Origin of the sequence: Streptomyces iakyrus (assembly GCF_000717055.1) — a bacterium.
Classification (GTDB): domain Bacteria; phylum Actinomycetota; class Actinomycetes; order Streptomycetales; family Streptomycetaceae; genus Streptomyces; species Streptomyces iakyrus.
Genome location: NZ_JNXI01000044.1, coordinates 25,277 through 47,733 on the forward strand (window position 1 = coordinate 25,277; position 22,457 = coordinate 47,733).

Sequence of the window (22,457 nt, forward strand, 5' to 3'; positions counted from 1 at the left end):
ACCATACAGGAACACATGAAGACTCATTCATGCCTTCATGCGACGGCTCCCCGTCACCGAACGGGCACGGCCACGTACTGGTACTCCAGGAACTCGTCGATCCCGACCCGGCCGCCCTCACGCCCGAGCCCGGACTGCTTGACCCCGCCGAACGGGGCCGCCGGATTGGAGACGAGGCCGGTGTTCAGACCCACCATGCCCACCTCCAGGCCTTCACTGACGCGCAGGCCGCGGTCCAGACCCTGGGTGAAGACGTAACCGACGAGACCCCAGGGCGTGTCGTTGGCACGGCGCAGGACCTCGTCCTCGTCGTCGAAGGTGAGGATCGCGGCGACCGGGCCGAAGATCTCCGTGTCCATCAGACGGCTGCCGGGGTCGACGCCGGCGAGCACGGTCGGCGGGTAGAAGTTGCCGGGCCCCTCGGGCGTACGGCCGCCGACGAGCACGCGGGCGCCGCGCTCCACCGCGTCGGCGACGAGTTCCTGGACCTTGGCGCGTCCGGCGGCGTCGATGAGCGGGCCGACGTCGACGCCGTCCCGGGTGCCGGGGCCCACCACGAGCGCGCCCATGCGCTGGGCGAGGCGGCGTGCGAACTCGTCGGCCACCGACCGGTGCACGAAGAAGCGGTTGGCGGCCGTGCAGGCCTCGCCCATGTTGCGCATCTTGGCGACCATCGCCCCGTCCACGGCCACGTCAAGGTCGGCGTCGTCGAAGACGATGAACGGCGCGTTGCCGCCCAGCTCCATCGACGTGCGTACGACGGTGTCGGCGCACTGCGCGAGCAGCAGCCGGCCCACGGCCGTGGAGCCGGTGAAGGACAGCTTGCGGATCCGGCCGCCGCGCAGGAGGGGCTCGCAGACCTCCCCCGCACGGGAGGTGGTGACGACGTTCAGCACACTGTCCGGCAGCCCGGCCTCCTTCAGGATGCCGGCCAGCGCGAGAGTGGACAGCGGGGTCTGCGGGGCGGGCTTGAGCACCATCGTGCAGCCCGCCGCGATCGCCGGGCCGATCTTGCGCGTGCCCATGGCCAGCGGGAAGTTCCACGGCGTGATCAGCAGACAGGGGCCGACCGGGCGACGGGAGAGCAGCATGCGGTTGCGGCCGTCGGGCAGCAGGCCGTGGCCGCCGTCGATTCGGACGGCTTCCTCCGAGAACCAGCGGAAGAACTCCGCCGCGTAGGCCACCTCTCCCCTGGCTTCGGTGAGCGGCTTGCCCATCTCGGAGGTCATCAGGTGGGCGAGCTCGTCGGTGCGGTCCAGGATGAGCTCATAGGCGCGGCGCAGGATCTCGCTGCGAGCCCGGGGCGGGGTGCGGGCCCAGTCGGTCTGAGCCTGCACGGCCGCTTCCTCGGCGAGCCGGGCGTCCTTCGGCCCGGCGTCGGCGACGTGGCAGAGGATCTCGCCGGTCGCGGGGTCGTCGACGGGCATGGTGGCGCCGTCCGCGGCGTCCACCCAGGCACCGCCGATGAACAACTGAGTCAGTACCTCGGTCATGTCGTCTCTCCTGATTGATCGGCGGCGGGGTCGAGGAGTTCCGCGAGGTGCAGGGCGCGGATGTCCCGGTCGCCGGCGAGGTGGTCGATCTGGGTGGCGCAGCTGAAGCCGTCGGCGATGACGGGGCGTCCGTCGAGGCGGGGTTTGAGGGCGAGGTCCGCGACGGCGATGGAGGTGTCGTAGTGCTGGGCTTCGAAGCCGAAGTTGCCGGCGAGTCCGCAGCAGCCCTCGGCCTCGTCGACGTCGCGTACGCCCAGGCGGCGCAGGAGGTCGGCGGGGCGGCGGCCCTTGAAGGTGGCGTACTCGTGGCAGTGGGTCTGGAGCACGACGTTCTCGGGCAACGGAGGCGGGCTCCAGTTCTCATCGGCGAGGTCGGCGAGGGCGCCGGTGAAGGTGTGGACGCGGTCGGCGACGCGCCGGGCGGCCTCGGTGCCCAGCAGTTCGGGCACGTCGCGCTTCAACGCGGCGGCGCAGCTGGGTTCGGCCACGATGATCGGCCGGTCGTCACCGTTGTCGAGGGCATCGACGGTGCGGGCCATGATCTTGCGGGCGACGTTCAGCTGTCCGGTGCTGACCCAGGTCAGTCCACAGCACAGGCCGTCCTGGGGCGTGCAGGGAACGCCCGCGTCCGCGAGCACGCGGCCGGCGGCTCCGGCGATCTCGGGGCGGAAGGCGCGGGTGAAGCTGTCCACGAACAGCACGGCCTTCGCCGGCTCTGCCGCCTTGGCTGTGCGCAGGGTCTTGCGCAGGGCGCGCCGTGAGGCGAAGGCCGGGATCCTGCGCTTCGTGGTCACGCCGCCGACACGGGCCAGCAGCTTGCCGAGCGGTCCGCGCAACAGGGCGTTGACCGGCCGGGCGGCGTATCCGGCCAGGGCGGAGGTCCGGGGCAGCCAGCCGAGGGAGTAGTGGGAGCGGGGCCGCAGACGTCCCTTGTAGTGCTGGTGGAGGAACTCCGCCTTGTAGGTGGCCATGTCGACGCCGACCGGGCAGTCGCTGGAGCAGGCCTTGCAGGACAGGCACAGGTCGAGGGCGTCGCGCACTTCGGTGGAGCGCCAGCCGTCGGTCACGGTCTCGCCGCGGATCATTTCCTGGAGCATGCGGGCCCGGCCGCGGGTGGAGTCGTTCTCCTCGCCCGTGGCCCGGTAGCTGGGGCACATCACCCCGCCCGCGTCACTGCGGCACCGGCCGACACCCACGCAGCGGCGCACCGCGCCCGCGAAACCGTCCTCGTCATGCGGAAAGCCGAACGACGTCTCCAGCAGCGGGAGTTCACGCAGAGCGAGGTCCGCATCCAGCGGGGCCGGGTCGACGATCACGCCCGGGTTGAGCAGCCCCTCCGGGTCGAAAACCTTCTTGAACGCGGCGAACGCGGCGATCATGCGGTGGCTGTACATGACCTGGAGCAGCTCACTGCGCGCCCGCCCGTCACCGTGCTCACCCGACAGCGTGCCGCCGTGCTCCACGACCAGCGCAGCCGCCTCGGTCAGGAACCGGCGCATCACCGTCCGTCCCGTCTCCGTCGCCGGGTCGAAGTCGATGCGCACATGCACGCAGCCGGCGCCGAAGTGCCCGTACAGCACACCCGTCAGCTGGTGCGAGGCCAGCAGCTTGCGGAAGTCGCGCAGGTAGGCGGCCAGGTTCTCGGGGGCGACGGCCGCGTCCTCCCAGCCGGGCCAGGACTCCCCGCCGTCCACGAGCCGGGCGGCCAGCCCCGCCCCGTCCTCACGCACCCGCCACAACGACCGCCGCTCAGCCGGGCTCTCCACGACCCGGCCGCCGGTCATCCGCCCCTGGGCCTTGAGCACATCCAGCAGTTCGGCGGCCCGGGCATTGACCGCGGCCTGGTCGTCGCCTTCGAGCTCGACGTACAGCCAGGCCCGCCCCTCGGGCAGCCCCGTCACCGAATCAGCGCCGCGGCGGGCCCGCATGGTGGCGACGATCGCCTCGTCCATGCCCTCCACCGCGCTGGGCGACCAGCGCAGGATCTCCGGCACGTCCTCGGCCGCCTCGACCACATCCTCGTAGCCGAGCGTCAGCAGGGTGGATGCCTGTGCGGTCGCCACCAGGCGGACCGTCGCGGCGGTGACGACCGCACAGGTGCCTTCGGTGCCCACCAGGGCACGGGCCATGTCGAACCCGTTCTCCGGCAGCAGGTGATGCAGCTGGAACCCGGACACCTGACGCGGGATCCGGCCCAGCTCGGTACGGATCAACGCCAGGTGCTCCTCCACCAGCCGTCTGAGATCCGCTTCGAGCCGGGCGACGCGCCGCACAGCCTCCGCGTCGCCCGGCTCGGCGGCCCGCAGCCCGGAGCGGTCGGCGACGGCCCGCACGCCGTCCGCCGTCACGATCTCCAGGGCCTCGACATGCCCGCTGGTCCGCCCGTCACGCACCGACCGGTTCCCGCACGCGTCGTTGCCGATCATGCCGCCCAGGGTGCAGCGGCTGTGCGAGGACGGATCCGGGCCGAAGTCCAGCCCGTGCAGGGCGGTCGCGCTGCGCAGCGCGTCGAGGACGACACCGGCCTCGACGCGCGCGGTGCGCGCCTCTTCGTCGATGTCCAGGATCCGGTTCATGTACCGGGAGAAGTCCAGGACCACACCGAGCCCGACCGCGTTGCCGGCCATGCTCGTGCCGCCGCCCCGGGCCGTGACCGGTACACCCGCCTCACGGCAGGCCCGCAGCACCGCGACCACGTCGTCGGCGGTGCGCGGGAAGACCACCGCCCGCGGCGGCACACGATAGTTCGAGGCGTCATAGGCATACGGGCCCGTCGCCCCCGGGCCGGTCTCCACCCGCAGACCGGGCGCGATCTCGGCGATGCGGTCCGTCAGACCCGCCAGGTCGCGGGTGGCTGTCGTCATCGCTCCGCCGTTCCCGACGTACCGGCCTCCACGGCGTTCGCCCAGGCCTGGAGCCCCTCGTCGACCCCCGCCTCGTCGATCACGAGTGCCGGGATCATGCGGACGACCTGGTTCGAGGCGCCGCACAGCAGCAGGAGCAGGCCCTCGTCGATCGCGGCGCGCTGCACGCGGGCGGCGGTCTCGGAGTCGGGGCTGCCGTCCTCGGTGACGAACTCGGTGGCGAGCATGAGGCCGAGGCCGCGGACGTCGCCGATGCCCGGGGTCCGGTCGGCCACGGCCTCCAGGCCCTGGCGGAGCCGCTTGCCCATGGCCTCGGCGTTCTCGACGAGCTTCTCGTCGCGCACGACGTCGAGCGTCGCGCAGGCGGCGGCGCAGGCCACGGCGTTGGCGCCGTACGTGCCGCCCTGCGACCCGGGCCAGGCCTTGGTCATCAGCTCCTCGGAGGCGGCGATGCCGGAGAGGGGGAAGCCGCTGGCGAGGCCCTTGGCGGTGACGAGGATGTCGGGGGTGACGCCGAAGTGGTCGTGGCCCCAGAAGCGGCCGGTGCGGCCGACTCCGGTCTGCACCTCGTCGAGGATCAGCAGGAAGCCGTGCCGGTCCGCCCGCTCCCGCAGGCCCTCAAGGAAGGCGCGGTTCGCGGGGACGTAGCCGCCCTCGCCGAGGACCGGCTCGACGATGATCGCCGCCGTGTCGGCGGGCGACGAGATCGTCTGGAGGGTGTAGTCGAGTTCCTTCAGGGCGAAGCGGGTGGCGGTCTCCTCGTCCCAGCCGTACCGGAAGGCCGTCGGGAACGGGGTGACGACCACGCCGCTCATCAGCGGCGAGAATCCGGACCGGAAGCGGATGCCGGAGGTGGTCATGGAGGCGGCGGCGACCGTACGGCCGTGGAAGCCGCCGTGGCAGACGATGACGTTCGGCCGGCCGGTGGCCTGGCGGGCCAGCCGCAGTGCCGCCTCGACGGCCTCGCTGCCGGAGTTGGTGAAGAACAGGCTGTCCAGGCCGGCCGGCAGCACCTCGCCCAGCTTGTCGACCAGGCGGCGCAGCGGCTGGTGCATGACGGTCGTGTACTGGCCGTGGATCAGCGTGCCCACCTGCTCCTGCGCCGCCGCCACGACCTTGGGGTGGCAGTGCCCGGTGCTGGTGACGCCGATGCCGGCGGTGAAGTCGAGGTAGCGGCGGCCGTCCTCGCCGTAGAGGTGGACGCCCTCGCCCCGGGCCGCCACGACGGGCGTGGCCTGGCGAAGATGCGGCGACAGTGCGGTCATGGTGTCTCCCGGCCGTACGACGAGGTCTGGTTGCTGGGCTCAGCTCCGGTCTCCGAGCATCCAGGCCACCGCGAAACGCGACAACGCGTGATCTGTCCAGCCGGAACCCGTTGTTCGGACGTTGTGTCAACCGCCGGACCCCCCAGGCCCCGCCTGCCCCTCCGGTGGACAGCTCTTGCGCAGGTCAGCCCCGCTTGTCAGAGTGACCGGGCACGCAGGGAGGCCCCGTGACCGTTCACCCCCCGCCAGCCGGCCGTGACGCCGCTCCGGCCGGTCGCGCACCGACTCTCGCCGACGTGCTCGCCCTGCCGGTCCTGGCCGCCGGACAGCCCCAGGTCGTGACGGGCCTGACCGCGCTGGACCGGCCGGTGCGCTGGGTGCACATCACCGAGCTGACGGACCCGGCCTCCTTCCTCAAGGGCGGCGAGCTGGTCCTGACGACGGGCATGCCGCTGCCCGAGGACGCAGCGGGCGTCCGCCGCTACGTCGACGAGCTCACCGACGTGGGGGCGGCCGCCCTGGTCATCGAGCTCGTACGCCGCTATCACCGGCCGCCCGACGCGCTCGTGCAGGCGTGCCGGGCCCGGGGGCTGCCCCTGGTCACCCTCGCCCGGGACGTCAACTTCCTGGAGGTCACGCAGGTGGTGCACGCGCTGATCCTCGGCAACCAGGCCGACGCGATGCGGCGGACGCAGCGGATCCACGAGGCGTTCACGGCTCTGACGTTGCGCGGGGCGGGGCCGGAGGACGTGGTGCGCGCGGCGGCGGAGATGAGCGGCCGGACGGTCGTGCTGGAGAACCTGGTGCACCAGGCGCTGATCTGCGAGCCCTCGGGGAGCACGGTGGAGCAGGCGCTCGGGAACTGGGAGCAGCGCTCCCGGGCGGCCGGTCCGGGCGACCGCACCGGGGTGGGCGGCCCGGAGGGCTGGCTCACCGCGCCCGTCTCCTACCAGGGCGAACGCTGGGGGCGACTGGCCATGCTGCCCGCCGACGGGCCGGTTTTCGGTCCGGAGCACGTCACCGTCCTGGAGCGGACGGCGATGGCCCTGACCGTGGCCCGGCTCATCCACTCCACGCCGTGGGAGCACACGGCCCACCGCAACGCCCTGCGCGAGCTGGCGGAGCAGCGCCACCACTCCGCCGAGGACGTCCGGGCCCGCTGCGCCGCTCTGGGTCTGCCCACGGAGGCCGGTGTCTTCCTGGCCGTCCTCGTGGACCTGGGGCCCGGAGGGGCGGGCGCCGAGCCGGAGACCCGGCTGCACCAGGAGCTGAGGTCGGCCGGTGTCCCGGCCCTGGTCGGCGAACTGTCCCCCCGCCGCCTCGGTGTCCTGCTGGCTCTGCGGCCCGCCCAGCCCTGGCGGCCCGTGGCCGAACGCCTCGGCCGCACCGCGCTGGCGCTGGCGCCGGAGGCGGTCGTCGGCGTGGGTTCGGAGGTGGCGGAGCTCGCGGACAGCGCGCGCTCGTTCCGGGAGGCGGCCCGGGTCATAGAGGCCACCCCGCCCGGCCAGCCCCTCCCCGCGGACCGTTCCTTCCACGAGCTGCCGGACATCGGCCTGCGCCGGCTGCTGTACGCGCTGCGCGAGGACACCCGCATCCAGGACTACGCGGAGCGCCGGCTGGGCCGGATCATCGACCACGACAACCGGCACGGCACCGACCTGCTGGCGACCCTGGGCCACTACCTCGACGCCGCCGGCAACAAGACCACGGCGGCCCGTCGCGGCGGCCTGTCCAGGGAGACCCTGTACCAGCGGCTGCGCACCGTCGAGCGCCTCCTCGACACCGACCTCGAATCCGGCGAGCGCCGCACCGAACTCCACGTGGCCCTCACGGCGTTGCGGGTCCTGCGCGCCGACCGCGGCCCGCATCCCCTGTAACGCTTCACGCGTCCCGTTCCAAGAACAGGAGCGCCCGCCTGGGTCCGGGGCCCGCAGGCCGGCACGCCACCCGGGTGATCAGGTGTCGAAGTCCACCGTCAGCTTCTCGGACACCGGGAACGTCTGGCACGTAAGGACGTAGCCCGCGTCGACCTCGGACGGTTCGAGGGCGAAGTTGCGGCGCATGTCGGCCTTGCCGTCGGTGACCAGGGCACGGCAGGTGCCGCAGACTCCGCCCTTGCAGGCGAAGGGGAGGTCGGGGCGGGTCTGCTGGGCGCCTTCGAGGAGGGTGCGGTCGCGGGGCAGGGGGGACGTGGTGGAGCGGCCGTCGAGGGTGACGGTGACCTGGCTGACGGGGCCGGAAGGGCCGGTCTCGGCGTGGCGGACCTCGCGGACGGGCTCGTCGTCGGCGTAGAAGAGCTCCTGGTGGACGCGGTCGGCGGGGACCCCGAGGCCGGTCAGGACCTGCTGGGCGGCGCGGACCATGCCGTGCGGGCCGCACAGCCACCAGTGGTCGGCGGAGTCCACGTCGACCAGGGCGTCGACGAGGGCGGAGAGCCGCTCGGCGTCGAGGCGGCCGGAGAGCACCTCGGCCTCGCGGGGCTCGCGGGACAGGACGTGGGCGAGCTGGAACCGCGTCGGGTAGAGGTCCTTCAGGTCGGCGAGTTCGTCGGCGAACATCACCGTGCCGGTGCGGCGGTTGCCGTAGAGGAGGGTGACGCGCGAGCGGGGGTCGGCGGCCAGGACGGACTCGGCGATGGACACCATGGGGGTGATGCCGGAGCCGGCCGCGATCAGGACGTGGTGGCCGTGGGCGGTGAGGTCGGGGGTGAAGGCGCCGGTGGGCGCCATGACCTCGACGGTGTCGCCGGGGCGGACGTCGTGCACCAGCCAGGAGGAGAACAGGCCGCCCGGCACCACCCGGACGCCGATGCGCGGCGCGGTGCCGGCGGGGGCGCAGATCGAGTAGGAGCGGCGCTCGTCCCGGCCGTCGACGTCGCGGCGCAGGGTGAGCGACTGGCCGGGCGCGAAGGTGAACTCCTCGGCCAGCTCGGCCGGGATGTCGAAACTCACGGCTGCCGCGTCCTCGCACAGCGGCTGCACGGCGGCGACCCGCAGGGGGTGGAAGACCGGACGTCGGCGGGCGCGCGCGGGTGCCGCCGGGGCGGGGGCCGGCTCCATCAGGTCCTCCATCAGATCTCCTTGACGTACTCGAACGGCTCGCGGCACGCGAGACAGCGCCACAGGGACTTGCAGGACGTTGCGCCGAAGCGCGAGGTCTCCTCGGTGTCGGGGTGACCGCACCGGGGGCAGGGCACGGAGCGGCGGGTCGCCGACAGCACGAGCGGGACCGGGCCGGCGGCGCGCGCGGGCGCGGCGCCGGGCGGGGCGATGCCGTGCTCGGCGAGCTTGCGCCGGCCGTCCGCCGTGATCCAGTCGCTGCTCCACGGCGGGTCGAGGACCGTGCGGATCTCCACGCGTTCGTACCCGGCCTCGCGCAGCCGGGCGGCCACGCCCGCGCGCATCTCCGCCATCGCCGGACAGCCCGAGTAGGTCGGGGTCAGGCTCGCGACCACCGTGCCGTCCTCGGTCAGCGACACCTCGCGCAGCACACCGAGGTCGGCCAGGGTGAGCATGGGCAGTTCGGGGTCGGGCACCTGCTCGGCGATGTGCCGGGCCCGTCGCGCGTCCAGGAGCGTGGTCACCATGTCGCCCCCGGGTGGGCCCGGGCCACGCCCTGCAACTCGGCCAGCAGCGGCGCGAGGTGCTCGGTGTGCTCCCCGGTGCGGCCCGAGCCGGGCAGCGGGCGGTAGACGGGCATGGGCAGCCCGGCCGCCTCCGTGACCTGGCGGAGCACCGCGACGACCTCGTCACGCACGTCGTACGCCGTGAACAGCTCGCCCAGGTAGGGCGCCACCTGTTCCTGCGCCTTGCGCATCCGGCGGTGCGACTCCTCGGTGCCGTCGCCGAGGCGCACGGCCCACTCGGCCGCGTACTGGCGGTGGTACGTCAGCTCTTTCACGCCCTTGGCGGCGATCGCCGCGAGCACCGGGTCGCCGTGTGCGGTGAGCCGCTCGAAGTGCGCGAGGCGCCAGCTGGCGAACACCAGCAGCCGCACGACGGAGAACGCGAAGTCGCCGTTGGGGAGTTCGGCGAGGCGTACGTTGCGGAAGGCGCCGGCGTCGCGGAAGTAGGCGTAGGCGTCCTCGTCACGGCCGGTGCCGTCGGCCTGGCCCGCGCGGGAGTACAGCAGGCGGGCCTGGCCGAGCAGGTCGAGCCCGATGTTGGCCAGCGCCACCTCCTCCTCCAGCTCGGGGGCGCGGGTGGTCCACTCGGCGAGCCGCTGGGCGGAGACCAGGGCGTCGTCGGCCAGGGTGACGCAGAGGTCCGCCAGTGCGGCGGCGTCGACGCCCTCGGGCACGGTGGTGTCCACGCCGTGCAGGGGGTCCTCGAAGCCGGTTCCGTAGGCCCAGCGGGTGTCGTCCTCGTGGCCCTCGGCGAGGGTCATGTAGACGTGGTCGTCGCTCATGCCCTGTCCTTCAGATGTGGGGGACGTCGTCGGGGATGTCGTAGAAGGTCGGGTGCCGGTAGACCTTGTCGGCGCTGGGTTCGAAGAAGGGGTCCTTCTCGTCGCGCGTGGAGGCGGCGATGTGCTCGGAGCGTACGACCCAGATGGAGACGCCCTCGTTGCGCCGGGTGTAGAGGTCGCGGGCGTGGGTGAGCGCCATGCGGTCGTCGGCGGCGTGCAGCGAGCCCACGTGGACGTGATTCAGGCCGCGCTTGCCGCGCACGAACACCTCGTACAGCGGCCAGTCCTGCTTGTCGGCGGTCATGCCACCGCTCCCTTCCGCTCGCGGGCGGCCTGCTTGGCGGCGTGGGCGGTGGCCGCCTCGCGCACCCAGGAGCCCTCCTCGTGGGCCGTGCGGCGCCGTTCCATCCGCTGGTCGTTGCACGGGCCGTCGCCCTTGATGACCCGCATCAGCTCGTCCCAGTCGGGCGTGCCGAAGTCGTGGTGGCCCAGCTCCTCGTTCCAGCGCAGCTCCGGGTCCGGGAGCGTCACGCCGAGCTTCTCGGCCTGCGGGACGGTCATGTCGACGAAGCGCCGGCGCAGTTCGTCGTTGCTGTGCCGTTTGATCTTCCAGGCCATGGACTGCGCGGAGTTGGGCGAGGCGTCGTCGGGCGGGCCGAACATCATCAGCGACGGCCACCACCAGCGGTTCACGGCGTCCTGCACCATCTCGCGCTGCTTCTGCGTGCCGCGCATCATCGTCATCAGCAGCTCGTAGCCCTGCCGCTGGTGGAAGGACTCCTCCTTGCAGATCCGCACCATGGCGCGCGCGTACGGCCCGTACGAGGAGCGGCACAGCGGCACCTGGTTGCAGATCGCGGCGCCGTCCACGAACAGGGAGGGGGCGCGGGTGATCCACTCGCCCTCCGGCTGCATGCCGATGATCTCCGAGTGCGCGTGCTGCGCGATCTGCCGGATCAGTGTCTTCCGGTAGCCCTCCGGCATCCAGTCGCGCGGCTCGATCCGCTGGTCCCGCGCGATCGTCGCGTCGAAGTGCTGCTGGAGATCCGGCTCGGCGCCGTCCGTCCCCACGGGGCTGGAGCGTGTCGTATCCATCCGTCCCACTTCCCAACCGACCATTCGTTCGGTCCATCGTAGGACACGTCGGCGTGCCTTGGTAAGACCCCTGGGAAGTCCGGGACCCTTGACAGCCGCCGGGACGGCTGGATTACTTGGCAACGCCGAACTAACCGAATGGTCGGTCGGCCTTCGAGGTGGTGCGAGACATGACCCATGCCGCTGACGCGACGGCGGCCGCGGAGGCGATGTTCGCCGCGGACCGGGCTTCCCGCGGGCTCGGGATCGAGCTGCTGGAGCAGGGCGAAGGGACCGCCGTCCTGCGCATGACCGTGACCTCCGCGATGGTGAATGGCCACGGGATCGCCCACGGCGGCTACCTCTTCCTGCTGGCCGACAGCGCCTTCGCCTGCGCGTGCAACAGCCGCGGCCCTGTGACGGTCGCGGCCGGCGCGGACATCACCTTCGTGGCCCCGGCGCACGAGGGCGACACCCTGGTGGCACGGGCCGAGGAACGGGTGCGCTACGGCCGCAGCGGCGTCTACGACGTGACCGTCCGGCGGGGTGACGAGGTGGTGGCGGAGTTCCGGGGCCGCAGCCGCAGCATCGGGAACACGAGGCCGAAGGAGTCGGCATGACCAGGGAAGCGGACACCACGACGGGCCTCGCGGCCACGGCCGGCCGGCGACGCGGCGACCCCCTCCCCCACGACCTGCTCGACGACGGGGAGCGCCTGACGCGCGAGCATCTGCGCGAGCTCCAGCTCGACCGCCTGCGCCGGAGCCTGCGGCACGCCTACGACAACGTGGAGGCGTACCGCAGGAAGTTCGACGCGGCCGGGGTCTCCCCCGAGGACTGCCGCTCCCTGGAGGACCTCGCCCGGTTCCCCTTCACCACGAAGGCCGACCTCAGGGACACCTACCCGTTCGGCATGTTCGCCGTCCCCATGGACCGGGTGCGGCGCGTGCACGCCTCCAGCGGGACCACCGGCCGCCCCACCGTGGTCGGCTACACGGAGAACGACCTGTCGATGTGGGCGGACCTCGTCGCCCGCTCGATCCGCGCCGCCGGCGGGCGCCCGGGCCACAAGGTGCACGTCTCCTACGGGTACGGGCTCTTCACCGGCGGTCTCGGCGCGCACTACGGCGCGGAGCGCGCCGGTTGTCTGGTGATCCCGGCCTCCGGGGGCATGACCGCCCGCCAGGTGCAGATCATCCAGGACTTCCGGCCCGAGATCATCATGGTCACCCCGTCCTACATGCTCACCCTGCTCGACGAGTTCGAGCGTCAGGGCATCGACCCACGCGGCACCAGCCTGCGCGTGGGCATCTTCGGGGCCGAGCCGTGGACGGAGGAGATGCGCCGCGAGATCGAGGAGCGCATGGACATCCACGCCGTCGACATATACGGACTGTCCGAGGTGATCGGTCCGGGTGTCGCCCAGGAGTGCGTGGAGGCCAAGGACGGACTGCACGTGTGGGAGGACCACTTCTACCCCGAGGTCGTCGACCCGGTCACGGGTGAGGTGCTGCCGGAGGGCGAGGAGGGCGAGCTGGTCTTCACCTCCCTGACCAAGGAGGCCCTGCCGGTCGTCCGGTACCGCACCCGCGACCTGACCCGGCTGCTCCCCGGCACGGCCCGGCCCGCGTTCCGCCGCATCCAGAAGATCACCGGCCGCTGCGACGACATGATCATCCTGCGTGGGGTGAACGTCTTCCCCAGCCAGATCGAGGAGATCGTGCTGCGCACGCCCGGCGTCGCACCGCACTTCCAGATCCGGCTGACCCGGCGTGGCCGCCTGGATCACATGACCGTCCTCGTCGAGACCCGCCCCGGCACCGGCCCCGAGCAGCGCGAGGCCGCGGCCGGGGCGATCGCGAAGGCCGTCAAGGACGGCATCGGCATCACCGCCGACGTGACGACCGTCGAACCGGAGACCCTGGAACGCTCCGTCGGCAAGATCCGCCGGGTGAAGGACCTGCGCGAGGCGTGATCCGCCGCGGCCGCGTCGGCTCTCAGGAGCAGCACTTCGCCCCGGACGCCCGGGCGACGGCGGTGGGGCCGGGCCGGCCCGCCCCGGGAGCCGCCGCCCGGCCGGCGACCGGTTTGCGGATCAGGAGCAGGGCCGCGTCGTCGTGCAGCCGGCCGCCCACGTGGGCCAGCAGTTCGTCGTGCAGGGCGTCGAGGGTGCGCGCCGGCTCGTGGGAGACGTGGCGCTCCAGCCCCTCGGCGAGCGGGTAGAAGGCCCGTCCGCCGTCGCGGGCCTCGGTGACCCCGTCGGTGTAGAGCAGCAGTTGGTCGCCGTCGGCGAAGGGCAGCGTCTGGAGGACGGGCGTGTCGCCCGCGAGCGCGCGCAGGCCGAGGGGCGGAGCCGGGTGCGGTGGATCCACGGCCCTGATGCTTCCTGAGGCACTGACCAGCAGCGGAGGCGCGTGCCCGCAGTTCACGACCTCCAGGTGCCCGTCCCGCGGGTACCCGGCGACCACGGCGGTGACGAAGTCGTCGTGCCCGAGGTTGCGGGCGAGGCTCCGCTCGATGCGCTCGACCACGGCGAGGAGATCGGACTCGTCGTGGGCGGCTTCCCGGAAGACACCGAGTACCAGCGCCGCGGTTCCCACGGCCGGAAGCCCCTTGCCGCGCACGTCGCCGACGATCAGCCGGACCCCGTGCGGGGTGGGTATCAGCGCGTACAGATCCCCGCCGATCCGGGCCTCTGCCGCCGCCGCGCTGTAGCGGACGGCCGCCTGGAACGGCCCGACCGTCGCCGGTACCGGCTTGAGCAGGGCGTGCTGTGCGGTTTCCGCGACCGAGCGGACGGCGGCGAGCACCCGTTCCCGACGCCCGCGCAGGACGCTGGCCAGGCCGCTCGCGAGGGTGACCGTCACCAGGGCGGCCAGGACGGCGGCCAGTTCCCGGCCCGGCACACCGTCCCGGATTCCGAGCAGGGCGCCGAGCAGCGCGGTGAGGAAGCCGACCCAGAAGACCCCCTGGGGCCCGTTGGTCGTGGCCGCCAGTGCGGGACCGGCCACGAGCAGGGGCAGCCAGATCATTCCGGCGCCGTCGGCGAGGCCGGAGAGCATGACGACGAAGACGACCAGCGCGGGCAGGACGGGAGTGCCTGCGGCCAGTTGCGCGAGCGCGCGTTTGCGGGCCGACGTCCTGGCACCGGCCACTCGGACGCTGAACGGCCGTGCAGGCCGGTGACCGCCACCAAGGTCTCGCGCATGGCTCATGTTCCTATCGGGTCCTCACCTGTGAGCGGGGCGCGAGGCTCGGAACGCGCCCACGGAATGTCCGTTTCATCCAGAGAACGGGGTGGGCCGGGGCACGGGCAAGGAGAGGATTTTCAGATAGTGAGCGAGAGGCCCCTCGTCACGCGGCTCGCGGTCGGCAGCAGCCGTTCGCGGATCTCCGGCAGCCGGGAGAGCCGGTTCGACGGCAGCGAGACACCGAGGGAGCCGACGGTGTCCCCGCTGTAGACCGGGACGGCGACACAGACCGTGCCGAGGGAGTACTCCTCCAGGTCCGTGATGGCCGGGGCCAGCGGCGGGGTCTCCAGTCGCCGGAGCAGTTCCGGGAGGCTGGTGATGGTCCGGGGGGTGAGGTCGGCGAGGTGGTGGCGGGACAGGTAGTCCCGGCGGGCCTCCTCGTCCAGTTCGCGCAGGACGGACTTGCCGAGTGCGGTGGCGTGCCCGGCGTCCTCGAATCCCACCCAGAGATCGACGCGCGGGGTGCCGGGGCCGTCGACGATCTCCGCGACCCGGATCTCGCCCTCCTCGTAGAAGGTGAGGTAGGCGGCGGTCGCGAGCTCGTCCCGCAGGGCGGCGAGGGTGGGCCGGACCCGGCTGAGCAGCGCCTGCGCACGCCCGGTGGACTGCAGGGTCTGGAGCTTGTCGCCGAGGATGAAGCCGCCGTCGTCCAGCTTGCGCACGTACCCGTCGTGCACCAGGGTCCGCAGCAGGTGATAGGTCGTGGCCAGGGGCAGGCTCGTCTCGCGCGCCAGCTGCTTGGCCGGCGCGCCGTTCTCGTGCGCGCTCACCGCCTCCAGCAGCCGCATGGCCCGCTGGACGGAGTTGATGAGCGTTGGGCCGTCTTGCGCACCCATAGGAACAGCGTGCGTCAGGCGTACGGCCCGGGCAAGGGGAGCGGCGCCCCGGGCCAGGGGGGCAGGGTGGAGGGCGCGGGCCGGTCGCCGTGCCGTTTCGTACCGCGGCACCTCGGACACGGGCCACCGCCCGCAAGCCGGGCCGGCGCCCCGGGGCGGGCTCGGTACATGAGTGCGGGACGTCGGCCGGGTGACGGGCGCCAGGGTGTCTGCCCCGGTCCGGCCGCACGGCCCTCGCATCCGAGGCGCGGGGCGGCGCGGGCAGGGCCTCGCGAGGCCCTGCCCTGCCGGTGACGCCCGCAGCGGCACCCGCCCGTTCGGCCGGAAGCGGATGAGGGCCGCGAAACGCCGCCGTGGTCCTTCGCGGCCCTCCCCCGACGGGCGACCATGCCGTGTCATGGACATCTTGCTCGTCGCCAGCGCGTTCAACAGCCTGACCCAGCGTGTGTTCGCCGAACTGTCGGACGAGGGGCACCACGTGGACGTCGTGCTCGCCTCGCACGGCCCCGACTCGGTCCGGGCCGCCGTCCGCGAGGGGTGCCCGGAGCTGATCGTCGCCCCGATGCTGAAGTCGGCCCTGCCGGAGGACGTGTGGCGGGAGCACACCTGCCTGATCGTGCACCCGGGGCCGCCCGGGGACCGGGGCCCGTCGTCGCTGGACTGGGCGATCGCCGAGGAGGCGTCCGAGTGGGGCGTGACGGTGCTCCAGGCCGAGGCGGCCATGGACGCGGGGGACGTGTGGGCGGACGGCACGTTCCCGGTGCCGCCGACGGGCAAGAGCGACCTGTACCGCAACGAGGTGGCGGACGCCGCCACGGCCGCCGTGCTGCTGGCCGTGCGCCGCTACGCCGAGGGGTCGTACAAGCCGCGCCCGCAGAGCGAACCCGGGGCCCACGTCTTGTGGCGGGACTACTTCCGCCAGGAGCAGCGGCGGATCGACTGGGAGAACGACAGCACGGCGACGGTGCTGCGCAAGCTGCGGGGGGCCGATTCGCAGCCGGGTGTGAGGGACGAGATCTGCGGCCGGGAGGTGTTCCTGCACGGCGGGCACCCCGAGGACCGGCTGCGCGGGGAGCCCGGGGAACTGCTCGCGACCCGGGCCGGCGCGCTCTGCCGGGCGACCCGGGACGGCGCGGTGTGGATCCCGGAGCTGCGGCCCCGCAAGAGCTCCGGAGACCCCGCGCCGTTCCGCCGCCCGGCGGCCTCGGTGCTCGCCGGGTTCCCGGCCCCGCCCGGCAGCGGCCCGGGCATGCCGGGTGCGTACGACCGCCCGTACTGGCTGCCCGAGATCGCCGCCCCGCTCGAACTGCCCCCGGACCGCACCACCTGGACCGACATCCGCTACCGGCAGCGCGGGCGCATCGGTTTCCTGGCCTTCTCGTTCCCGGGCGGGGCGATGAGCACCACCCACTGCCGCAGGCTGCTCGCCGCCTGGCGGTACGCCCTCACGCGCCCCACCTCGGTCCTGGTGCTCGGCGGCGTACGCGACTTCTTCTCCAACGGCATCCACCTCAACGTCATCGAGGCGGCCGGCGACCCGGCGGGCGAGTCCTGGTCCAACCTGAACGCCATGAACGACCTGGTCGAGGCGGTGCTGCGCACCACCGACCGGCTGGTCGTGTCGGCCCTCGGCGGCAACGCGGCGGCGGGCGGCGTCATGCTCGCCCTGGCCGCCGACGAGGTCTGGTGCCGCACGGGCAGCGTCCTCAACCCGCACTACCGGAACATGGGCCTGTACGGGTCGGAGTACTGGACGTACTCGCTGCCCCGCCGGGTGGGCGCCGAGACGGCGGAGCGGCTGACGACCGAGGCGCTGCCGGTGAGCGCCGCGACGGCCGAGCGCATCGGGCTGGTGGACCGTCTGCTGCCGGTTTCGGCCCAGGAGTTCGCCCCCGAGGTCGAGCGCCTGGCCGCCGACCTGGCCGCCGACCCGGACCTTCCGCGCCGGATCACCGCCAAGGCCACGGCCCGGCACGCGGACGAGCTGGCGCGGCCCCTCGCTGAGTACCGGCGGTCCGAACTCGCCCGGATGCGCGCCGTCTTCTTTGATCCCGAGGCGCCCTACCACGCACTGCGGTCGGCCTTCGTCCGCAAACTCCCGAACGGCTCCGCCCGGCCGCTGGCCCTCGGGGACGCGCGATGAGCGCGCGGCTGCTCGTCGCGGGGGTCGGCAACATCTTCCTCGCCGACGATGCCTTCGGCCCCGAGGTGATCCGCGCGCTGGACCAGGACCCGCTGCCGCCGGAGGTGCGGGTGCGGGACTTCGGCATCCGCGGCATGGACCTGGCGTACGAGCTGCTCGACGGCTACGACACGGCCGTCTTGGTCGACGCGGCCGTGCGGGGGCACGAGCCGGGCACACTGTCGCTGATCGAGCCGGAGCGGCCCGACGACTCCACGTCGGGCGCCCCGCCCGAGGCGCACGGCATGGACCCGGCGAAGGTCGTCGCCCTGGCCGCCCACCTGGGCGACGAGCCCCTCCCGCGCGTCCTGGTCCTGGCCTGTGAGCCCGAGCTGCGGGCACCCGCCGACGAGGACATCGCCCCGGGCATCAGCGCGACGGTGCGCGAGGCGGTCGGACGGGCGGTCGCGGCGCTGCACACCCTGGTGCCGGTGCTGCTAGCCGACCCGGGCGCCACGCCCCCGTTGAGCCGCCCGGACGAATCCGCGGCCCTGTCGTCGGCCGGGCTGCCGGGCGCGGTGAGCGGCGGCGCGGAGGATCGGTAGCGGAACGATTTCCCTACCGACCCGCGAGGAGCGGCGCCCATGTGCGATTCCGTGGACGAGGTCAGCCGGGCCGTCCTGGCGAAGAACGACGGTCTGGCCGCGGGCCTGCGTGAGGCGCTGGCCCGGCGCGGTGTGAGCGTGGTCAACCTGCTGTCCAGCCCGGGCAGCGGCAAGACGGAACTGCTCGGGCGGGTGCTGGCCAGGGCGGTGGAGCGGAGCCTTCCGGTGGCCGCCCTCACGGCCGACCTGGCGACGGAGAACGACGCCGGCCGGCTGGCCCGCTCGGGCGCCCCGGTGAAGCAGCTGCTGACGGACGGCCTGTGCCATCTGGAGGCCCGGCAGCTGCGCGGCCACGTGGAGAGCTGGCTGCCCGAGGGCACGTCACTGCTGTTCGTGGAGAACGTCGGCAATCTCGTCTGCCCCGCGTCCTACGACCTCGGCGAGAGCCTGCGGGTCGTGCTGATGGCGGTGACGGAGGGCGAGGACAAGCCGCTGAAGTACCCCACAGCCTTCGGGTCCGCTCATCTGGTGGTGCTGACGAAGACCGATCTGGCCGGGCCGGCCGGGTTCGACGAGGCGGCCTTCGAGGCGAACGTCCAGCGGGTCAACCCGGGGGTGGAGGTGCTCCGTTCCTGCGCCCGCACCGGCGCCGGCGTCGACGCCCTGCTGGAGCGCGTGCTGGCCGTCCGGGACGGAGCCCCTGTCCACCGGCCGCCCCTGGCACCCCGCCCACACACCCACAGCCACACGGACACGCACGAGGGCGCCGAAGCCGGCCTCGTCCCATGACAGCGCCCGTCACCCGGGCCGTGCGCCGCCGCGTCACCGTGCGCGGCACCGTGCAGGGCGTGGGCTTCCGGCCCTTCGTGCACCGCCTCGCCACCGATCTCGCGCTCGCGGGCTTCGTGAGCAACACGGCGAGCGGTGTCCTCATCGAGGTGGAGGGCCCGCCGGACGGGGTCGGCACCTTCTGCGACCGGCTGGCCGAGGAGGCTCCGCCGCTGGCCTCCGTCACCGGTGTCGGGGTCGAGGAGCTTCCCGTCACCGGCGTCGACGGCACCTTCGCCATCCGCTCCACCGACCGCTCCCCGGGCAGCACCCTCCTCCCGCCCGACACGGCGGCCTGCGCCGACTGCCTGCGCGAACTGGGCGATCCGGCCGACCGCCGGCACCGGCACCCGTTCGTCACCTGCACCCACTGCGGCCCCCGTTTCACCATCGCCACGGGCATGCCGTACGACCGGGCGGTCACGACCATGTCCGGCTTCCCCATGTGCGGCGAGTGCGCCCGGGAGTACGGCGATCCCCTGGACCGGCGCTTCCACGCCCAGCCGGTGGCCTGCCCCGGCTGCGGCCCCCGGCTCCGTCTGGTGCCGGCGTCCGGGAGCGGGGTGCGCCCGGCGCGGGACGCCGAGGCCCTGGCAGCGGCGCGGGCGCTGCTGGCGGCCGGGCGGATCGTCGCCGTGAAGGGCCTCGGCGGCTACCACCTGGCCTGTGACGCCACCGACGCCCGGGCCGTCGCCACCCTGCGCTCCCGCAAGGCACGCGGCGGCAAGCCGTTCGCGGTGATGTGCGCGGACGTCGACGACGTACGCCGGATCGCCGAGGTCTCCGCGTCCGAGCTGGCCGTCCTCACCAGCGCCCGGCGCCCCATCGTCCTGGTGCGCCGGCGCCCGGAGGCGAACGGCCTCGCGCCCGGTGTCTGCCCCGGCAGTCCGCACCTCGGTGTGCTGCTGCCCTACACGCCCGTGCACACCCTGCTGTTCGGCCTGCCCGGCGACCCGCCCGGCCCACGCCTGCTGGTCATGACGAGCGGCAACCGTTCCGGGGAGCCGATCGTCACGGACGACGACGAGGCGCTGACCCGGCTCGCCGGTCTCGCCGACGCCTGGCTCGCCCACGACCGGCCCATCGCCTCGCCCTGCGACGACTCCCTGCTGCGGGTGCGGCCCGACGGCACCGAGCAGGTGCTGCGCAGATCCCGGGGGTTCGTGCCCCGTCCGCTGCGACTGCCGGTCCCGGTGCGGCCCGCCCTCGCCGTAGGCGGCGACCTCAAGAACGCCCTGTGCCTCGGCGCGGGCGACCAGGCCTGGTTCGGGCCGCACATCGGCGACATGGGCGATCTGGCCACTCTGGAGACGGCCCGGCGGGCGGACGCGCGGCTGCGTGGCCTGACCGGCGTGAGCCCCGAACTGGTCGCGGCGGACCGGCACCCCGGGTACCACTCGACGCGGTGGGCCGGACGGCTGGCCGGACGCCCGCCCGTGCTGGTGCAGCACCACCACGCACACGTCGCCTCCGCGATGGCCGAGCACGGCTTCGACAGCACGACCCGGGTGATCGGTGTCGCCTTCGACGGCACGGGCTACGGCGACGACGGCACGGTCTGGGGCGGGGAAATCCTCCTCGCCGGCTACAGCGGCTACCGGCGCTACGCCCGCCTCTCCCCCGCCCCGCTGCCCGGCGGCGACGCGGGCGTCGCCAACCCCTGCCGGCTGGCCCTGGCCCGGCTGTGGGCGGCGGGGCTGCCGTGGGATGGGGACCTGCCGTGCGTGACCGCGTGCGTGCCGGACGAACGGGCCGTGCTCCGAAGACAGTTGACGAGCGGCCTGGCCTGTGTGCCGACCTCCAGCATGGGCCGCCTCTTCGACGCCGTGTCGTCGCTGGCCGGCCTGTGCCATCGCGCGGGGTACGAGGCGCAGGCCGCGCTGGAGCTGGAGGCGGCGGCCGCTTCGGCGTGGGGCGCCGACACGGCCGCGTACGCCTTTGCCGGCGGACTCGACCCGGCACCCGTGCTCGGCGCCCTGATCACCGATCTGCGGCGCGGCACCCCGGCAGCCGTGCTCGCGGCCCGTTTCCACCGCGGCGTGGCCCGGGCGGTGGCGGAGGTCTGCCGCCGGGCACGTCAGGAGACCGGGCTGGCCACCGTCGCCCTCAGCGGCGGGGTGTTCGCCAACGCGCTGCTGGAGGAGGAGTGCGCGCGGCTGCTGACCGAAGACGGCTTCGCGGTGCTCCGGCACGGCGAGGTCCCGCCCAACGACGGCGGGCTGGCCCTCGGCCAGCTGGTGGTCGCGGCGCACCTACGACAGGAGGAGTGACCCATGTGTTTGGCAGTGCCCGGCAAGGTCGTGTCCATCGACGACAGTACCGATCCGCTCACCGGGCTGATCGACTTCGGCGGCGTGCAGAAGCAGGCGTGCCTGGAGTACGTGTCCGACGTGAAGGTGGGTGAGTACGTCATCGTGCACGTCGGCTTCGCGCTCCAGCGCCTGGACGAGGAGTCGGCCCTGGCCTCCCTGAAGCTGTTCGAGGAACTGGGCTTGCTGGAGGAGGAGTTCGGGGACGCCTGGGAGCAGGCGTCGAAGGAGGCGGGTACGGCGTGAAGTACATCGACGAGTTCAACGACCCCCAGCTGGCGCGACGGCTGCTGGACGAGATCCGCGCCACCGCCACCCGGCCCTGGGCCCTGATGGAGGTGTGCGGCGGCCAGACCCACTCGATCATCCGGCACGGCATCGACCAACTCCTGCCCGAGCAGGTGGAGTTGATTCACGGGCCGGGCTGCCCGGTCTGTGTCACGCCGCTGGAGGTCATCGACAAGGCGCTGGAGATCGCCTCCCGGCCCGGGGTGATCTTCTGCTCCTTCGGTGACATGCTCCGGGTGCCGGGCACCGACCGCGACCTGTTCCGGGTCAAGGGCGAGGGCGGCGACGTACGGGTGGTGTACTCGCCGCTCGACGCCCTGGAGCTGGCCCGCGGCAACCCGGACCGGGAGGTGGTGTTCTTCGCGATCGGCTTCGAGACCACCGCCCCGGCCAACGCGATGGCCGTGCACCAGGCGCGCCGGCTGGGCCTGTCCAACTTCAGCCTGCTGGTGTCGCACGTGCGGGTTCCCCCGGCCATCGAGGCGATCATGACGGCGCCCGAGTGCCGGGTGCAGGGCTTCCTCGCCGCCGGGCACGTGTGCAGCGTGATGGGGATGGCCGAGTACCCGGACCTGGCCGAGCGGTTCCGCGTGCCGATGGTGGTGACGGGCTTCGAGCCGCTGGACATCCTGGAGGGCATCCGCCGGGCGGTACGCCAGCTGGAGCGCGGTGAGCACCGGGTGGAGAACGCCTACCCGCGTGCGGTGCGCGAGGAGGGCAACCCGGCCGCGGTGCGCATGATCGAGGAGGTCTTCGAGGTCACCGACCGGAACTGGCGCGGCATCGGGCCGATCCCGGCCAGCGGCTGGCGGCTGACCGACGCCTTCCGCGCGTACGACGCGGAGCACCGCTTCGACGTGAGCGGGATCCGTACCGAGGAGCCCGCCGAGTGCCGGGCCGGCGAGGTGCTCCAGGGTCTGATCAAGCCGACCGAGTGCGGCGCGTTCGGCACCACCTGCACCCCGCGCACCCCGCTCGGCGCGACCATGGTCTCCAGCGAGGGCGCCTGCGCGGCCTACTACCTGTACCGCCGGATGAACGCCGGGGCGCCGCAGGCCGGCGGTTCCGCGCAGGAGCAGGAGGAGGTGGCCCCCGTTGGCTGAGCGAGGAGCCGG

Annotated in this window: 19 protein-coding genes; 9 read left to right on the forward strand and 10 right to left on the reverse strand. The window is 73.3% G+C overall.

Annotated features, from left to right (window positions below; genetic code table 11):
- Nucleotides 1-53: 53 nt before the first annotated feature.
- The 3 genes from OO68_RS40415 to OO68_RS40425 are packed head-to-tail and all read right to left on the reverse strand — an operon-like array spanning nt 54 to nt 5,622.
- Complete coding sequence (locus OO68_RS40415) at nt 54-1,493, reverse strand: NAD-dependent succinate-semialdehyde dehydrogenase (protein WP_033314484.1); 1,440 nt, start codon at nt 1,491-1,493, stop codon at nt 54-56.
- On the reverse strand, nt 1,490-4,357 hold the full coding sequence (locus tag OO68_RS40420) for an FAD-binding and (Fe-S)-binding domain-containing protein (RefSeq protein WP_033314485.1): 2,868 nt from the start codon (nt 4,355-4,357) through the stop codon (nt 1,490-1,492). The genes OO68_RS40415 and OO68_RS40420 overlap by 4 nt, the downstream gene beginning before the upstream one ends.
- Complete coding sequence (locus OO68_RS40425; RefSeq protein ID WP_033314486.1) at nt 4,354-5,622, reverse strand: aspartate aminotransferase family protein; 1,269 nt, start codon at nt 5,620-5,622, stop codon at nt 4,354-4,356. Before OO68_RS40425 ends, OO68_RS40420 begins: the two co-directional genes overlap by 4 nt.
- 227 nt (nt 5,623-5,849) lie before the next feature.
- On the opposite strand from OO68_RS40425, the gene OO68_RS40430 reads away from it, so the two are divergent.
- Nucleotides 5,850-7,499, forward strand: a complete 1,650-nt coding sequence (locus OO68_RS40430) for a PucR family transcriptional regulator (protein WP_033314487.1) — start codon at nt 5,850-5,852, stop codon at nt 7,497-7,499.
- A gap of 78 nt (nt 7,500-7,577) precedes the next feature.
- Here OO68_RS40430 and paaE read toward each other — a convergent pair whose 3' ends face one another.
- The 5 genes from paaE to paaA are packed head-to-tail and all read right to left on the reverse strand — an operon-like array spanning nt 7,578 to nt 11,124.
- A complete protein-coding gene (gene paaE, locus OO68_RS40435) occupies nt 7,578-8,693 on the reverse strand; it encodes a 1,2-phenylacetyl-CoA epoxidase subunit PaaE (protein WP_245237432.1) in 1,116 nt (371 codons plus the stop codon).
- Nucleotides 8,693-9,208 carry a 1,2-phenylacetyl-CoA epoxidase subunit PaaD gene (paaD, locus tag OO68_RS40440; RefSeq protein ID WP_033314488.1) on the reverse strand — a complete coding sequence of 172 codons (516 nt, stop codon included), beginning with the start codon at nt 9,206-9,208 and terminating at the stop codon, nt 8,693-8,695. The genes paaE and paaD overlap by 1 nt, the downstream gene beginning before the upstream one ends.
- Nucleotides 9,202-10,029, reverse strand: coding sequence for a 1,2-phenylacetyl-CoA epoxidase subunit PaaC (gene paaC / locus OO68_RS40445; RefSeq protein ID WP_033314489.1), 828 nt, complete (start codon nt 10,027-10,029; stop codon nt 9,202-9,204). Before paaC ends, paaD begins: the two co-directional genes overlap by 7 nt.
- Nucleotides 10,030-10,039: 10 nt before the next feature.
- Nucleotides 10,040-10,333 (reverse strand): 1,2-phenylacetyl-CoA epoxidase subunit PaaB, encoded by a 294-nt coding sequence (paaB, locus tag OO68_RS40450; RefSeq protein WP_031142175.1) that lies wholly within the window; start codon nt 10,331-10,333, stop codon nt 10,040-10,042.
- Complete coding sequence (paaA, locus tag OO68_RS40455; RefSeq protein ID WP_033314490.1) at nt 10,330-11,124, reverse strand: 1,2-phenylacetyl-CoA epoxidase subunit PaaA; 795 nt, start codon at nt 11,122-11,124, stop codon at nt 10,330-10,332. Before paaA ends, paaB begins: the two co-directional genes overlap by 4 nt.
- 170 nt (nt 11,125-11,294) lie before the next feature.
- Between paaA and paaI the strand changes: the two genes are divergently transcribed.
- Nucleotides 11,295-11,723 (forward strand): hydroxyphenylacetyl-CoA thioesterase PaaI, encoded by a 429-nt coding sequence (gene paaI / locus OO68_RS40460; RefSeq protein WP_033314491.1) that lies wholly within the window; start codon nt 11,295-11,297, stop codon nt 11,721-11,723.
- Nucleotides 11,720-13,078: a phenylacetate--CoA ligase PaaK gene (gene paaK, locus OO68_RS40465; protein ID WP_033314492.1), complete on the forward strand. Its 1,359-nt coding sequence runs from the start codon at nt 11,720-11,722 to the stop codon at nt 13,076-13,078. Before paaI ends, paaK begins: the two co-directional genes overlap by 4 nt.
- 22 nt (nt 13,079-13,100) lie before the next feature.
- Here paaK and OO68_RS40470 read toward each other — a convergent pair whose 3' ends face one another.
- Together OO68_RS40470 and OO68_RS40475 are read right to left on the reverse strand one after the other, a co-directional pair.
- The gene (locus OO68_RS40470) at nt 13,101-14,165 is read right to left on the reverse strand and encodes a PP2C family protein-serine/threonine phosphatase (protein WP_051815009.1); all 1,065 of its coding nucleotides are present in this window, start codon (nt 14,163-14,165) and stop codon (nt 13,101-13,103) included.
- Between the two features lie 266 nt (nt 14,166-14,431).
- Nucleotides 14,432-15,190 (reverse strand): IclR family transcriptional regulator, encoded by a 759-nt coding sequence (locus OO68_RS40475; protein WP_033314493.1) that lies wholly within the window; start codon nt 15,188-15,190, stop codon nt 14,432-14,434.
- A gap of 397 nt (nt 15,191-15,587) precedes the next feature.
- On the opposite strand from OO68_RS40475, the gene OO68_RS40480 reads away from it, so the two are divergent.
- The 6 genes from OO68_RS40480 to hypD are packed head-to-tail and all read left to right on the forward strand — an operon-like array spanning nt 15,588 to nt 22,445.
- On the forward strand, nt 15,588-17,333 hold the full coding sequence (locus OO68_RS40480) for an enoyl-CoA hydratase-related protein (RefSeq protein WP_033314494.1): 1,746 nt from the start codon (nt 15,588-15,590) through the stop codon (nt 17,331-17,333).
- Nucleotides 17,330-17,917, forward strand: a complete 588-nt coding sequence (locus OO68_RS40485) for a hydrogenase maturation protease (protein ID WP_033314495.1) — start codon at nt 17,330-17,332, stop codon at nt 17,915-17,917. The genes OO68_RS40480 and OO68_RS40485 overlap by 4 nt, the downstream gene beginning before the upstream one ends.
- Nucleotides 17,918-17,956: 39 nt before the next feature.
- Nucleotides 17,957-18,706 (forward strand): hydrogenase nickel incorporation protein HypB, encoded by a 750-nt coding sequence (gene hypB, locus OO68_RS40490; RefSeq protein WP_033314496.1) that lies wholly within the window; start codon nt 17,957-17,959, stop codon nt 18,704-18,706.
- Complete coding sequence (gene hypF, locus OO68_RS40495) at nt 18,703-21,015, forward strand: carbamoyltransferase HypF (RefSeq protein ID WP_033314497.1); 2,313 nt, start codon at nt 18,703-18,705, stop codon at nt 21,013-21,015. The genes hypB and hypF overlap by 4 nt, the downstream gene beginning before the upstream one ends.
- Nucleotides 21,016-21,018: 3 nt before the next feature.
- Entirely contained in the window at nt 21,019-21,300 is a 282-nt protein-coding gene (locus OO68_RS40500; RefSeq protein WP_033314498.1) for a HypC/HybG/HupF family hydrogenase formation chaperone, read from the forward strand.
- The gene (gene hypD, locus OO68_RS40505; RefSeq protein ID WP_033314499.1) at nt 21,297-22,445 is read left to right on the forward strand and encodes a hydrogenase formation protein HypD; all 1,149 of its coding nucleotides are present in this window, start codon (nt 21,297-21,299) and stop codon (nt 22,443-22,445) included. Before OO68_RS40500 ends, hypD begins: the two co-directional genes overlap by 4 nt.
- The last annotated feature ends 12 nt before the right edge of the window (nt 22,446-22,457 follow it).